This is a genomic window from Dyadobacter sp. (assembly GCF_051859145.1).
Lineage (GTDB): Bacteria > Bacteroidota > Bacteroidia > Cytophagales > Spirosomataceae > Dyadobacter.
Genome location: NZ_JBHYGF010000032.1, coordinates 1 through 14,136, shown reverse-complemented (window position 1 = coordinate 14,136; position 14,136 = coordinate 1). Strand labels below are relative to the sequence as shown.

The window sequence follows — 14,136 nt, the reverse complement described above, 5'->3', positions numbered from 1 at the left end:
AATGAGCCCCTAGCACCTTACGGCGTACAGTTCAGCGATTACATATTGCTTGGTAAAGATGGTAAAGCCTTAGCTGTTGTGGAAGCAAAAAAAACCGCTGCGGATCCCGCAATTGGAAGAGAACAGGCCAAACAGTATTGCTATCATATTAAAAACAAACAGGGCGGAGTATTGCCTTTTTGCTTTTATACGAACGGCCACGATATCTATTTCTGGGATTTAGAAAATTATCCTCCCCAAAAAGTGTATGCGTTTCCCTCGAGAGAAGATTTAGAACGTTACGCCTACATTCGCAAAGCCAGGAAGAATTTAGCAAGTGAGTTAATCAATACAACAATTGCCGGTCGCGATTATCAGATTGCTGCCATTCGTTCCGTATTGGAAGCTGTTGAAAGACGGAAGAAAACATTCTTGTTGGTTATGGCAACAGGTACAGGTAAAACAAGAACTTGTATTGCCTTGGTGGATGCATTGATGCGGGCAGGTTGGGCTGAAAGAACCCTGTTTTTAGTGGATCGTATCGCCTTGCAGGATCAGGCGCTAGATGCTTTCAAAGAACATTTGCCTAATGAACCTCGCTGGCCGCATCAGAATGAAACAAAAATTGCTACGGACAGGCGCATATATGTATCTACCTATCCCACGATGCTAAATATTATCCGTAGCGATAGCAAACCACTTTCCCCGCATTTTTTTGATCTGATAATCGTGGACGAAAGTCACCGCAGCATTTACAACACTTATCAGGAGGTGCTGACCTATTTTAATACTATTACTCTCGGGCTTACTGCAACACCTACTGACGTAATTGACCATAATACTTTCCAATTGTTTGAATGCGAAGACGGCCTTCCCACCTATGCATACTCGTATGACGAAGCAGTGAACCACGTACCTCCTTATCTGTGCAACTTCCAGGTAATGAAAATCAAAACGAAGTTTCAAGAGGAAGGGATTAATAAAAGAACCATTTCGCTGGAAGACCAAAAGCGCCTGATATTGGAAGGCACAGAGGTGCAGGAGATCAATTATGACGGAACAGAACTAGAGAAGACTGTCATCAACCGCGGCACTAATGCGCTCATTGTACGGGAGTTTATGGAAGAATGCATCAAAGATGAAAATGGTGTGCTGCCGGGCAAAACGATTTTTTTCTGTATGACCAAAGCTCACGCCCGGCGCTTAGAGCAAATATTTGATGCATTGTATCCCGAATTTAGGGGTGAGCTGGCTAAAGTTCTGGTAAGTGACGATCCTCGAGTATACGGAAAAGGTGGATTGCTAGATCAATTCACCAATCAAGATATGCCTCGAATTGCGATCAGTGTCGATATGCTGGATACAGGCGTGGATATACGCGAGATAACCAATCTTGTGTTTGCCAAACCGGTCTATTCCTATACCAAATTTTGGCAAATGATCGGTCGTGGTACTCGTTTGCTAGAGCAAAGCAAAATCAAACCCTGGTGTACCGAAAAGGAGGAATTTCTGATATTGGATTGCTGGGATAACTTCGAATATTTCAAACTTAACCCTCAGGGCAAAACCTTAAAACCACAAATACCTTTACCTGTTCGCTTGTTTGGTGTACGGTTAGATAAAATAGAAAAGGCACAGGAGATTGGAGAAAATGCCATCGCCGAAAAAGAAATCGACAAACTTAAAAAACAGATTGCGTTACTACCTGCTAACTCTGTAGTAATTCTGGATGCTCGTAAAGATTTACATCAACTGGAAGGCAAGCATTTCTGGAACGATTTGACTGCCAATAAGATAGATTTTTTAAGAGTATCCATAAAGCCGTTGCTGAGAACCATATCCAACGCCGATTACAAGGCCATGCGTTTTGAGAAGGATATCGTAGAAGTTTCGTTAGCACACCTCACAAATGAAAAGCAAAAATTTGCAACCCTGAAAGAAAGTATTAAGGAAGAGATTGGGGAACTGCCGTTATTCGTCAACACTGTTGCGCAGGAAGAAGCCTTGATACGTCAGAGCCAAACCAATTATTTCTGGTCAACGATCACAGAAGAAAGGCTGGATGAGTTGATTATGAAACTGGCACCACTAATGTACTTCAGAGAATCACCGGTAATGGCTGCTGGGCCCGCTAAGTTTAACCTGCAGGATGTACTGCATACCAAAGAATATGTGGAATTTGGCCCGCAGCATGAATCATTGAGCATCGCCCGGTACCGTGAACTGGTAGAGCAAAAGATAAATGGATTGGTAGCCGCAAGCCCGCTTGTGCAAAAAATAAAGCAAGGCCATAGTCTTACTGAGGTGGAAGCCGGACAATTGGTCGAGTTATTACATGACGAACATCCTCATATTACGCTTGATCTGTTGCGCCGTGCGTACAATCATCACAAAGCACAACTACTACAATTTATCAAGCATATTCTCGGCATCGAAATGCTAGAAGCCTTTCCCGATACAGTGTCTCGTTCGTTCGATCATTTTATTGCTTCACACAATTACTTAAATACCCGCCAACTGGAATTTATGAACCTGCTACGGGGATTCCTGATTGAGAAAGGTGATGTAGCGAAAAAAGACCTGATAGGTGCTCCATTCACTGGCATTCATCCCGATGGTATCCGAGGTGTATTTTCCAACAAAGAGATTGACGAAATTATTTTATTCATACAACAACTGGCTGCATAATGACAACAGCTATTAGGACACAGCTCATTAACCTGGCAAGGTTACGGACAACTTGGTCTTACTCTCAACTAAATGACCAACTTCAGTTAGGGCTGAATTTTTCCAATTCATTGGACAGGGATCTGATAGGCGAATGGCTGGGAGAGGTTTCAATACATGAATATGAACGAGGTAGGCCTTTAATAAGCTGCCTGATTACTCATCAATATGGAATGCGAGAACAAGGAGATGGTTTTTACAAGCTTTGTGAACAGCTTTATGGAACAAACTGGGAAAGCTTAAAGACCAACAAAACATGGGAAAACCAGCTTATAGCTGAATGCTATGAATTCTGGCTTGCCCCTGATAATTATAGAAATTTCAAAAACGACTGGTAAAATGCTAACGCAATCATTAAAAAATAAAGTTTCTACACTCTGGGACAAATTCTGGAGTGGTGGCATATCCAATCCCTTAAATGCTATAGAGCAGATCACTTACCTGCTGTTTATGAAACAACTGGATGAAACGGATAAGAGGAAACTGAGCAATGCTGATTTCCTGGGAGAAAAATATGCCTCCATCTTCTCCGGCGAATATTATCCACCGGGCTTAGATGATAAGGATCCCAAAAATGCAGTGGATAAAGAAACCCTGCGCTGGAGTTACTGGACTAAAATGCCCAGTGATGAAATGCTGCTACACGTTCAAAGCCGTGTATTTCCGTTCATCAGGCAACTGGAAGATGACAACTCATTTTTCACTAAGCACATGGTAAACGCTACGTTCCTGATACCAAGTGGTCGTATGCTAACGGAAGCGACCAAAACTATTGATACTATTTATGCAGAGCTTGAAAAGGAAAACCGCTTTATAGATGCGCAAGGCGATTTTTATGAATACCTGCTGGATGAGTTACGGAGCTCGGGCAAAAATGGGCAGTTCCGTACGCCCACTCATGTAATAGAGTTGATTGTAGAATTGGTACAACCGCAATTAGGTAATCGTATTGCCGACCCTGCTAGCGGCACAGCAGGCTTTTTGCTGGGCGCTTATAAATACATCATCTCACATTTTACCAGTGACAAATATAAAGAACCCGATGACAATGGTTTTATCCGTGGTACGCTAGCCGATAAACTGGTAGACGACAAAGCCAAAGAAATGCTTAATGAAGCTACCTTTTTCGGTTTTGATATTGACCCCACCATGATCCGCATAGGGCTCATGAACCTAATGATGCATGGTATCACCAAGCCGCAAATAGATTACAAAGATACCCTAAGCAAAAACTACAATGAGGATAATGCCTATGATATTGTAATAGCTAACCCGCCCTTTACAGGAAGCATCGATAAAGGCGACCTCAATGAAACCTTTAGCATAGCTACCACAAAATCGGAACTATTATTTCTGGAGCGTATTTACAAAATGCTGCGTATGGGCGGCACGGCAGGCGTAGTAGTACCCCAGGGAGTACTATTTGGTAGTGGCAATGCCTTTAAGGATGTTCGTAAAATCCTGCTCGATAGATGCGAGTTGAAAGCCGTCATCAGCATGCCTAATGGTGTATTTAAGCCTTATGCAGGTGTTGCCACGGCTATACTCATTTTTACAAAAGGGGGTGAAACGAAAAATGTATGGTTTTATGAAATGTTGAGCGACGGCAGGAGTCTTGATGACAAACGGGGCGAATTGAAAATGCCAAACGGTAGTCGTGATTTCGGCGACTTGCACTTGATTATTGATGCCTATAAAAAACGAAGCGCGAAAAATGAAAACGACCGCAGTAAGAGACATTTTTTTGTACCTAAAAGAGAAATTGAGGAAAAGGAATATGATTTGAATTTGAGTAAGTATAAGGAAGAAATATACGAGGAAGTAAATTACGAGGACCCCAAAGAAATTTTGAATAGGCTTGAGCTTAGTGAGAATGAAATAATCCAAAACATTAGCGATTTAAAAGCAATGCTATGATAGAGGTGTGTATAGATGAAATAATTGGAAAAAAAGGAGTCTTTATTGATGGGGATTGGGTTGAAAGCAAAGATCAAGATCCGCAAGGGGAAGTTAGATTGTTACAGCTTGCCGATATAGGAGATGGATATTTTATAAATAAATCAAATAGATTTCTAAATCGGGAAACCGCTGAGAGGTTAGGATGCACATTTCTAGCTAAGGGAGATTTACTGGTAGCGAGAATGCCAGATCCAATTGGCAGGGCATGTATTTTTCCTGGCCTACCTCAACCATGTGTTACCGTTGTCGATGTCTGCATCATTAGGCCGGATAAAAATATAGCTAATGTTGAGTGGCTTAAATTTCAAATAAACGATACGTCCTTCCGAACTAAAATTAATCAATTTATTTCTGGCTCCACGAGGCAGAGAATTTCAAGAGGTAATTTGTCAAAAATAACATTCAAATTACCATCTTTGTTGGATCAAATTAAAATTGTCACTGTTTTAAATAAAGCAGAAACACTTGTAAAACAACGTAAGGAAAATATTAATCTTTTGAATGAAATTTTGAAAAGTACATTTTTGAAAATGTTTGGTGATCCTGTGAGAAATGAACGGAACTGGCATACACTCACATTATCATCTTTTTGTTCGAAGATAGGTTCTGGAGCCACCCCGAGAGGTGGTAAAGAAAGTTACCATTCCGAAGGAATAAGTTTAATACGAAGCCTCAACGTTCATAATGATGTCTTGATTCTTGATGATTTGGCTTTTATTAACGAAGAACAAGCTGTAAATCTACAAAATGTCGTGGTGAAAGAAAATGATGTGTTACTAAATATTACCGGCGCATCTGTTGCACGTTGTTGTGTCGTCAAAAATGAAATATTACCAGCAAGGGTTAATCAACATGTCGCTATCATTCGACCTAATGAAGATATAGTAAATAATGTTTTTCTTGCAAGGTTGTTCACTACCAAAACATATCAAAACTTTTTATTAAAGAAAGCCCGATCAAAGGGAGCAACAAGAGAAGCTTTGACGAAAGAAGACTTAGAATCGCTAGAAATAATTGTGCCGCCTATTACCCTCCAAAATCAATTTGCAATCATCGTTGAAAAAGCTGAAATACTTAAAGCTCAATTTCAACGCAGTTTAGCTGATTTGGAAAATCTAAACGACTCATTAAGTCAGAAGGCGTTTAAAGGAGAATTGGATTTAAACAGTCTAAATGTTGTTGAGGAAGAAGAATATTTTACTGCTACCAACGATAGAACTGAGGATTGGCAGTTCAACCAACCGAAAACGTTGAATGTATATAAGAAAGGCGAAAACAAAAAGCATGCAGAGAAGGATGATGTATTAAACTGGCAGTCATTAGCCAACCGGATCAAGACACGATTTAAAGATCAGCATTTTAATTTTGAGATGCTGATTAACTTTATGCGGAAAAATAAATTGTCTGAATCAATTCAGTATTATTCATCCGAGGAGTTAAAAGCTAATCCACGTCTGAATGAAGCCGAAGATCTGAAAACGTTTATATATTCGGCGGTACAAAATGTGGAAATGGATGAAATGCAACAGCGGCAAACCAACCCGTTTTTAAAGCTCACTCAATCTTTTTACAATGCGGAAGACGAAAATTTTTCCCTGACATTGCATAAAGAGGATTTCAACATAATTGAAAACAAAGAAATTCATATGCGCTCGGGTATCTACTTCCGCATAGCCAAAGAAGCATGAAACTGATCAGCGTGAAAATATTAGGCAGCAACTTTCGTAGTCTCGCAGCCAACAGACTGTATGAGTTTAACCATACCATTCGCCCAAATAGGCTTTCCACTAAAGTTTTTGCTGGTCTCAATGGTAGTGGTAAATCTAATTTTTTGGAGCTGTTCTCGGAGATTTTTTATTTTCTGGAGATTTGTCATTTAAACACCGTTCCTGACACTGAGAAAACAACCAGGGCCTTCGGCTTTGAAATAGAATATCTTTTACCCGAAACAGCCGAAGAAGTAGTTCTGTTTTTTGTCGATGAGATAGAAAATGAAGTAGAGACCTACATTAGAAACAATCTTCCGCTTACCAAACTCACCCATAAAGGTTTTGAGAAAAAGTTTGCGAGAGAAATAAATACTATTAGAACCACACAGAAAAATAAGTACCTTACCGAATTATGGAAAGGGGATTATGTCCATGTGCATATTTCCAAACAATTGAACGAAGCTCCGAAATACAGTCTTCTTAATAGGGATACAAATATACCATCAAGGGATATAAAGCAATACACAGGAGCATTACTACCAAAAAAGATAATTGCCTACACTTCAGGTCAAAATGAGCTACTCAGCAACCCATATTACAAACTGAAATACCATTACTTTAAAACCTACGAAGATAGAAGGATAGATGCGCCGCTGGCCGATAATCATCGCCTGTACTTTCTCGATTACAGCACCAACTTCTCAATTTTCGTCTCCAATATTTTACTAGCAGATAAGAGGAAGGCCAACATGCTAAAAGACGTATTGCAGATCAGTGAGCTGCAGGCGTTTCGCATAACCCTAAATACTGATGAGCTTTATCAAAAGGTTATTCCGGTTAATGATGCATTGGCGGCTAACCTAGAACGTATAAAATTGTGTGCAACCACCTGGATAGAGAAAAAAGTAGATGCCCATAACCTTTTGATCCTCGACTTTCTTATTAATGAAGAAGTGAAGAATGCCTTTGGTTATCATTTCAGAGACGCCTTCACGTTATTTAAGTTATTTTATGAATTAGAGATTTTCAATTTATACCTTGTAGAAAAGAAAACCCGCGACTTGATGCTTCAAGTCCATAGGTCTTACAACCTTTCTGACGAAATGTCTAAGCCCGAACCTTCCAGGCTGGTTTTTCGCATCGAGCAAATTCGAATCAGTAAGCAAATTGATGCCTCTAAACCACCCCGCAACATCTATTATAAATCCTTGTCAGATGGCGAGCACCAGTTTAATGAAGTCATCGGAACCGTCCTCATGATGGAACAGGAAGGTTGCCTGTTTTTAATAGACGAACCCGATACCCATTTTAATCCTAAGTGGAGAGCAAAGCTCATCAAGATGCTTAATTATATGGCTGCCACAGCCATCGATAGTAAAGGAAATATAGAAAAGGTGCGGAAACAGGAAGTTATTTTAACTACACATAGTCCATTTGTTATTTCCGATTCGATAACGGAGGATGTGTACCGTTTTACCAAAATAAATGGAATTATTGTTTTGGAGAACCCTACCATTAAAACCTACGGCACTTCCATTACTATCCTGCTAGACGAAATTTTTGAAAAAGAGGAAACAATTTCAGAAATGGCAAAAAAAGAATTGAAGGAAATGGTAGATAACATTACAACGCTTGAAGGATTGAGAAAAGTAGTTGATCGCCTGAATACCGAATTCGGTGATTCGGTAGAAAAATTTGACCTGTTCAGCCGACTTAGAACCATTAAAGAAGAAATAGAACAGAAAGGGACATAGCATGCTGTATTTCTATCAACAGATCACTCACCCCATTAACAACATGCATAGTTACATGGGTCACTTCTTTACGCATTTATTCGCAGAAGTTAGCCCAACTTATGCTAATCTGATACATGCCGATTTTCAATCTATCATTGATCACCATGGAGTACTTGATGAAAAATTAAAAGCTGTATTTACAGCATATGTCGCTTTAGCACCTGCGGAGAAAACAGAGGTGCAGCAGGCATATAACAACAACAGCAGTATTGAACAGATATGTAACAATGTAATAAAGCCAGCAAAGTTTTCAGAATTGCCGGTAAGCATACAAGATTCTTTGAAAGCATTATATGGATCAAAAGGAGCCTTATACTCAATGTTGACAGCAAAGGATGACTATGATGCTATAAAAAATAGGTGCGGCTCGCTCAAAGGCCATTTCGAAAAGTTTCGTGAGCAAAATAAATTATCTGTCTGTCCTTTCTGTGGCATGGAAAATTTATTAACTGATTATGACGATGCTAAAAATGAATACGACCATTATTTATCAAAGGGTGATTATCCCTTTTGTAGTATTGATTTCAATAATTTGACGCCGATTTGTGATTACTGTAATAAGTCTGGAAATAAAGGTCAGAAGGACATTCCCTTCGAACCTCGTAGCAATCCACAAATTCAGGCAGAGTTATATTATCCGTATAGCTCTGCCTTTCCTGACCATAACATTCAACTAACCATCAATGCTACTGACACGGATTTGAGTGAGATTGATACTTGGACACTATCAATAGAATGCATCCCAGCTGCTAACACACGTAGGAAAACCCGATGGCTAGAGATTTACAATATTGAGAGTAGATATAAAGCTAAAATTGCTGGCGATAGCTATCAATGGAAAGATCGGATTGTAAGTAAACACTCCTTAAGGTGTAAGAAGAATAATGTTCCCTTTGCAGACTTCAAAGATGACATTCTGGACGATTTTGCAACTCCACTGAAATGGAACAATGGCGTTCTAATGAAATGTTTTGATGAATTTATTATGAATGACCCTAATTGTGAGGCTAATTTAGATGGCATTATCATAATATAACTTTTCATAATCGTGGTTAAAGGAGATAAATAAGGTGTCTGACTAGTTCACGAAGGATTCATCGCAGGCAAATAATCTGCTTCTTCTCGTGTTGAGGTCGTTCCTGGTAGTCGTAGAATTTCCTATATTTGCCTCGCAAACTTTGAAAATTAATTATTGAGCCAATGTTAAATCGTAGGACAAAATGGCCTTGGAGAGGCATACGGGTGCAAGTCCCGAAACCTATCAAAGTTGGCTCTTTGACAAAGTTTGCGGTGACCTCTCCTTATTTTTCACACTTAACCATTTTTCATGCAAACTTTGGATGGTTCAGGTGTTAGCTCAAATGTACATTCAGCTAACCCCGCGGTCGATGCACGTCACGCATCAAACGCCAGCACTCCGCTGACAGATTCACAAGCCGAGTTTTGGTACCTCATCGAATGTCAGGGCTGCAAGGAGCTGGCGCAATCGCTCAAAATGGTGCATGATTTGGCGCTTTATCATTCGGATGTGCCGTTCGATACGGCTGAGAAGTCAGCGCTTTTTGATGTGAATTTACTCGTGGAGGGATTCCAGAAGATGGCTGGGAAAGTTTAGGATTGGAAGGGCTGTTGGCGACAGTCCTTTTTTGTTTTTTTATCTATGCGTAACATTTCTTCTTCGCAGGTTCCGGTCAGGGACCGTCTGCTTTACGGATCATTAACAGCCGGTGTCATGCTCGCCGGTTTTTTGTCGCGGCGGCTGCTCGGGCATTATGCATTTATCAGGCTTTATGTGGGCGATGCGCTGTGGGCCATGATGGTTTTCTTTGGCCTGGCATTTATTTTCCGGAAATGGCCGGCGTGGCAGGTGGCCGCGGCGGCGCTTGGATTTTCGGTGTGCATTGAGCTTAGCCAGCTATACCACGCGCCGTGGATTGATCGCATACGGCAGATGCCACTGGGCGGGTTGGTACTTGGGTTTACATTTGTTTGGAGTGATTTGGTTTGTTACGCGGTGGGCGTGGGTCTTGGAGTGATGGTGGAGATTTTGATATTACGAAAGCTGCGTCCAGTTTAAATTCATAAATTTTCAGCTGTTACCCACAGCCCTGACACACTGTTGTCAAACCGACCTTTGACCTTTGCTGAGTAACCAAAACAAACTATTATGACAACAGCACAGGTCGCCGAAAGGTATTATGAACTGATTAAGCTTCATCAGTATGAGCAGATTCAGAATGAGTTATACAGCCATGATGCTGTTAGCATTGAGCCCGAAAATGACAGCAACTTGCCGCTGGTTATTGAAGGCCTCGCCGCACTTAAAGAAAAAGAAGCATTGTTTTTCTCTCAGGTTGACGAAATGTTTGGCAGCTACATGAGCGAAATAGTCGTTTCAACCTTCTTCTTTTCAATGATGACGGGAATGGACGTCAAAATGAAAGGAAAGCAGCGCAAAAACAAAGAACAAATTTGCGTTTTTGAAGTGCGTGACGGCAAAATCGTTAAAGAACAATTTTTTTATGATGATTTTGCATAACACAAACAACTTCTAAACACAAAGGCTGATTTCGATCAGCCTTTTTTATTTCCATACGTCCTCGCAAGGTACTGCTCAAAGGTAATTGACTGCGGAATAAAGGATTTGTCTGAAACAACCATCTTAGTAATGTTGACGAGTGAGAAGGATCGAAAGTCATTCCTCAACCTGCAAAATGCAACCAAGACCCATTCATTATTTTGGTTTGCATATAATGCAAATGGCTCTAATTCACGCCAGGATTTTTCACCCGATTTGTCTACATAATCAACCTCTATCAGCTTGTGTGAAAGCAGTGGCTTTTGAAGTTCAAGAAGCAGGTCACTCTTGGGAGAACTATCAATATAAGTATTAGATACACCGATCTTTTTTTCTAAACTCTCATTTTCATCCCTTAACCGGCGTGGCAAAACTGCCTTGATCTTTGCTGTTACCGCTGCAAATTCCTTAATGAGCGATGTGTCTTTGCTGGATTGAATGACAAGCTCAGCTATTAACAATGCGTTTGCTTCTGTCTCCGTAAGCATAATAGGTGGCAATTTATATCCATCCATAATGCTGTAACCTTTTCCTTCTTCGGTAACAATCGGAATACCAGCACTTTCTAATAGTTTGATGTCTCTATAAATAGTCCTGATACTCACATTAAATTTCTCAGCCAGCGTTTTCGAGTTGACCATTTTTCTCGATAAAAATTGAACAAGAATAGCGGTAACTCGGGATAGTTTTTTTATATCATTGTCCATGCAGACCGTTAATTAAGACAAGCTTCATTCATAATGGGAATTTCTATCTAATCTGGCATTAAAAACAATTTAAAATTATAGCAAATGTTAGACTTCGCGAATCTCACAAATAATGGTGCGCCTTTTGATGTGAATTTGCTTGTGGAGGATTCCAGAAGATGGCTGGCAAAGTTTAGGAATTGGAAGTACTGTTGGCGACAGTGCTTTTTTGGGTTTTGAAGGACCTAACCAAAAGATGTCCGTTTAATAAGTTATCAAAAATTGAAGGCAAAAAAATAGAGTCTGTGATCTTATTGCGTACAATTCTCTTCCTATCTTCCCCTTCGTACTTCCAACCTCTACTACATTCCTGAAATGAAAAGATCGCTCTTAGCATTCTTAATATTCGTTCTTTGCGGACATGTTCAACTTGTTTATGGGCAAGCCTTTAACAAATTTTACAAAATCAGGCCGACAATGGCTCTGGTTCATGTGCTATACCAGCCATGCGAGAAGGATGTGATAACTGTGACGAAAAGAAAAGTTACAGATGAAAATGGGCATGAATCGACGGTGCTTATTTCCGAGACAGTCACAAAAAAGTACTCGGAATTACAAACTAAACTTGTGTATGCACCGGCCGTTAAATTTTCGAAAAAAAAGAATGGCGGTTATACTCGTGCCAACCTTATTCAGAACGCAAAGGGTGACTCCATCGAGGTGGAATTCTGGTCAATGGATAATCGGAATGAAAAGGGCTCTTTTAAACAAGGCCCGGCAAGTGACTACGTAGCAAAAAAGACGATTGACTCTATTCCGATCAATCCTTCAGAAGGAGGCAAATATTATTATGTGTTTAAAAAGCGGAAGGATTTGACCCTCCCCCCATTGTATGTCCAAAGGTTTTCATACAAGCAAATAGAGTTTGGGGCAGCGACGATGCCTTTGAAATATCGCTTTTCACGGACAAAAAGAATGAATGACGGGCGAAAGGTTGATATTCCGGCTGATGTTACAACAGAGGTTAATGTCGGTTTTTACACTGGTGTAAAATGGGGAAATTCGTCATTTTACAGTGACACAAAGCGCAGCGGAGAGCACCTTGCTTTTATGGCATCATTGTTTACCGGACCGATCAAAATTTCACTTGCTGCCGATACCGTTGATAATACTATTAAGAAAAACTCAAATCAGCTTGGCTGGCAATTTGGTCTCGGTGGCTGGCTAGGAATAAAAAAAATTGAATTAGGTTTTTTCGGCGGCCTCGACATTCCATTATCAAAAGAGGGAAGGAAATGGGATTACGCTTACCAACCCTGGATTGGATTTGGGATAGGATATAAGTTGGGAATTTTGAAATTGGATAACTAGGTTGTTAGTGTAGCACCTGCTCGCTTAGCTACACTACCATTAATGTCCGGACGTTGTTTGAACATATCCAGTTCTTCAAAACCACACCCTCAAACCAACCCCACCATTTCCTCCCATTCGTAAACCTGCACTTTGCCCGATGTTTTTTTGGCGGCGGCTAGCATTGATTTGGCTATGTCTTTCGCCTGAATTCCCCGGTATTTTTTAGCGGGGCCGATCAGCAGCGGGTTGATTAATGAAAATAGCCCGATGAACGATTTTTCGAGCGGGCGGCGCTCCTGTCGGTTCCCCATGATCATGGAAGGGCGGAAAATATGCGTGTGCTCCATATCCAGCGCGATCATGTCCCGTTCCGTCTCTCCTTTGGTGCGTACGTAGAAAACACTTGAGTTCGCATTGGAGCCTACCGCAGTCACTACAAATACAGACTTCGCGCCATTTTCCTTGGCGATCCGGGCTGCGAGCACCGGGTAATCGTGATCCACCTGGTAATAAACCTTCTCGTCGGGCGTATTTTTCCTGGTAGTACCGAGGGCGATGAATACATCGTCAGCTATGATCTCATTTCGCAACGAGGGCAGTGTGTTATAATCGCCAATCAGCACTTTGAGTTTTGGGTTAGATTTGTCTAGATTTTTCCTGACGACAACAGTTACCTGCGCATAGTCAGGATCGTTCAAAAGCCCTTCCAGGAGATAGGAACCAATGAAGCCGCTTGCTCCGAATAATATGGCTTTCTTAGATGTCATTTGTAGCAATTTGAAGTTTAGACAACAGTGGAACGCATATGATCAAATCTAACCATTTTCAGGCAAGAGAAACAGATGTAGGACACTAAAGTGACTTGAAAACCAATCCAATGTGTATAAAAAAATTGCCAATGCAGGTTCTTGAATTCCTGCACTGGCAATGTAATGGGCGTAGCGTGTGCTTACTGAGCGAGTCTTACGGAGTATACCGGCTTCATAATCCTTGGTCTCTTGCCTGGCTTCTGCATCACAGCGGCTGCTGAGCGTTGAAAAGGATTGGTATCTGCGAGCATATTTTGATCTTCAAAAAACTCCTGGTTTGTTTCGTAAGCGGTTTTGGCAGATGATTTCATGATTGCTAATATTTATTGGTTTTTATTTTATTGATGATATGTTACCTATCATACACAAAACCGTGCCAAACTGTTCTACTGTCGCTCAGGCAAGTGGAAAATTGAGCAAAAACCGCGAACCCTGCTCAGAATCGACATTTATCTTTCCATTAATCTGCTTCGTTAATGAAGCAACCAGCCACTTTCCAAAATATTGTCCGCCCGCTTTTCGCCAGTTTGCGACATCCAC

Annotated in this window: 13 protein-coding genes; 10 read left to right on the top strand and 3 right to left on the bottom strand. The window is 40.8% G+C overall.

Annotated features, from left to right (window positions below; genetic code table 11):
- From ACTIE6_RS02855 to ACTIE6_RS02815, 9 genes are all read left to right on the top strand, one after another.
- The coding region (locus ACTIE6_RS02855) for a type I restriction endonuclease subunit R (protein ID WP_439555193.1) at nt 1–2,667 on the top strand (2,667 nt) is incomplete at its 5' end.
- Nucleotides 2,667–3,044: a hypothetical protein gene (locus ACTIE6_RS02850; RefSeq protein ID WP_439555192.1), complete on the top strand. Its 378-nt coding sequence runs from the start codon at nt 2,667–2,669 to the stop codon at nt 3,042–3,044. The genes ACTIE6_RS02855 and ACTIE6_RS02850, both read left to right, overlap by 1 nt.
- Before the next feature lies 1 nt (nt 3,045).
- Nucleotides 3,046–4,623: a type I restriction-modification system subunit M gene (locus ACTIE6_RS02845; RefSeq protein ID WP_439555191.1), complete on the top strand. Its 1,578-nt coding sequence runs from the start codon at nt 3,046–3,048 to the stop codon at nt 4,621–4,623.
- Complete coding sequence (locus tag ACTIE6_RS02840) at nt 4,620–6,353, top strand: restriction endonuclease subunit S (protein WP_439555190.1); 1,734 nt, start codon at nt 4,620–4,622, stop codon at nt 6,351–6,353. The genes ACTIE6_RS02845 and ACTIE6_RS02840 overlap by 4 nt, the downstream gene beginning before the upstream one ends.
- Nucleotides 6,350–8,128 (top strand): restriction system-associated AAA family ATPase, encoded by a 1,779-nt coding sequence (locus tag ACTIE6_RS02835; protein WP_439555189.1) that lies wholly within the window; start codon nt 6,350–6,352, stop codon nt 8,126–8,128. The genes ACTIE6_RS02840 and ACTIE6_RS02835 overlap by 4 nt, the downstream gene beginning before the upstream one ends.
- 55 nt (nt 8,129–8,183) lie before the next feature.
- Nucleotides 8,184–9,206, top strand: coding sequence for a hypothetical protein (locus tag ACTIE6_RS02830; protein ID WP_439555188.1), 1,023 nt, complete (start codon nt 8,184–8,186; stop codon nt 9,204–9,206).
- A gap of 291 nt (nt 9,207–9,497) precedes the next feature.
- Nucleotides 9,498–9,785: a hypothetical protein gene (locus tag ACTIE6_RS02825; RefSeq protein ID WP_439555187.1), complete on the top strand. Its 288-nt coding sequence runs from the start codon at nt 9,498–9,500 to the stop codon at nt 9,783–9,785.
- Between the two features lie 45 nt (nt 9,786–9,830).
- Nucleotides 9,831–10,247 (top strand): DUF2809 domain-containing protein, encoded by a 417-nt coding sequence (locus tag ACTIE6_RS02820; protein ID WP_439555186.1) that lies wholly within the window; start codon nt 9,831–9,833, stop codon nt 10,245–10,247.
- Nucleotides 10,248–10,337: 90 nt separating this feature from the next.
- On the top strand, nt 10,338–10,709 hold the full coding sequence (locus tag ACTIE6_RS02815) for a SnoaL-like domain-containing protein (protein WP_439555185.1): 372 nt from the start codon (nt 10,338–10,340) through the stop codon (nt 10,707–10,709).
- Nucleotides 10,710–10,744: 35 nt separating this feature from the next.
- Here the strand turns inward: ACTIE6_RS02815 and ACTIE6_RS02810 are convergent, their stop codons facing one another.
- Nucleotides 10,745–11,455, bottom strand: coding sequence for a helix-turn-helix transcriptional regulator (locus ACTIE6_RS02810; RefSeq protein ID WP_439555184.1), 711 nt, complete (start codon nt 11,453–11,455; stop codon nt 10,745–10,747).
- Between the two features lie 354 nt (nt 11,456–11,809).
- Between ACTIE6_RS02810 and ACTIE6_RS02805 the strand changes: the two genes are divergently transcribed.
- Nucleotides 11,810–12,805, top strand: coding sequence for a hypothetical protein (locus ACTIE6_RS02805; protein WP_439555183.1), 996 nt, complete (start codon nt 11,810–11,812; stop codon nt 12,803–12,805).
- A gap of 89 nt (nt 12,806–12,894) precedes the next feature.
- Here the strand turns inward: ACTIE6_RS02805 and ACTIE6_RS02800 are convergent, their stop codons facing one another.
- Together ACTIE6_RS02800 and ACTIE6_RS02795 are read right to left on the bottom strand one after the other, a co-directional pair.
- Nucleotides 12,895–13,554, bottom strand: a complete 660-nt coding sequence (locus ACTIE6_RS02800; RefSeq protein WP_439555182.1) for an oxidoreductase — start codon at nt 13,552–13,554, stop codon at nt 12,895–12,897.
- Nucleotides 13,555–13,736: 182 nt separating this feature from the next.
- Entirely contained in the window at nt 13,737–13,907 is a 171-nt protein-coding gene (locus ACTIE6_RS02795) for a hypothetical protein (protein ID WP_439555181.1), read from the bottom strand.
- Nucleotides 13,908–14,136: the final 229 nt, after the last annotated feature.

Excerpts from the sequence above, each read along its gene's own strand:
- ACTIE6_RS02850 (WP_439555192.1), top strand. The coding sequence starts at position 2,667 with ATGACAACAGCTATTAGGACACAGCTCATTAACCTGGCAAGGTTACGG.
- ACTIE6_RS02845 (WP_439555191.1), top strand. The coding sequence starts at position 3,046 with ATGCTAACGCAATCATTAAAAAATAAAGTTTCTACACTCTGGGACAAA.
- ACTIE6_RS02840 (WP_439555190.1), top strand. The coding sequence starts at position 4,620 with ATGATAGAGGTGTGTATAGATGAAATAATTGGAAAAAAAGGAGTCTTT.
- ACTIE6_RS02835 (WP_439555189.1), top strand. The coding sequence starts at position 6,350 with ATGAAACTGATCAGCGTGAAAATATTAGGCAGCAACTTTCGTAGTCTC.
- ACTIE6_RS02830 (WP_439555188.1), top strand. The coding sequence starts at position 8,184 with ATGGGTCACTTCTTTACGCATTTATTCGCAGAAGTTAGCCCAACTTAT.
- ACTIE6_RS02825 (WP_439555187.1), top strand. The coding sequence starts at position 9,498 with ATGCAAACTTTGGATGGTTCAGGTGTTAGCTCAAATGTACATTCAGCT.
- ACTIE6_RS02820 (WP_439555186.1), top strand. The coding sequence starts at position 9,831 with ATGCGTAACATTTCTTCTTCGCAGGTTCCGGTCAGGGACCGTCTGCTT.
- ACTIE6_RS02815 (WP_439555185.1), top strand. The coding sequence starts at position 10,338 with ATGACAACAGCACAGGTCGCCGAAAGGTATTATGAACTGATTAAGCTT.
- ACTIE6_RS02810 (WP_439555184.1), bottom strand. The coding sequence starts at position 11,455 with ATGGACAATGATATAAAAAAACTATCCCGAGTTACCGCTATTCTTGTT.
- ACTIE6_RS02805 (WP_439555183.1), top strand. The coding sequence starts at position 11,810 with ATGAAAAGATCGCTCTTAGCATTCTTAATATTCGTTCTTTGCGGACAT.
- ACTIE6_RS02800 (WP_439555182.1), bottom strand. The coding sequence starts at position 13,554 with ATGACATCTAAGAAAGCCATATTATTCGGAGCAAGCGGCTTCATTGGT.
- ACTIE6_RS02795 (WP_439555181.1), bottom strand. The coding sequence starts at position 13,907 with ATGAAATCATCTGCCAAAACCGCTTACGAAACAAACCAGGAGTTTTTT.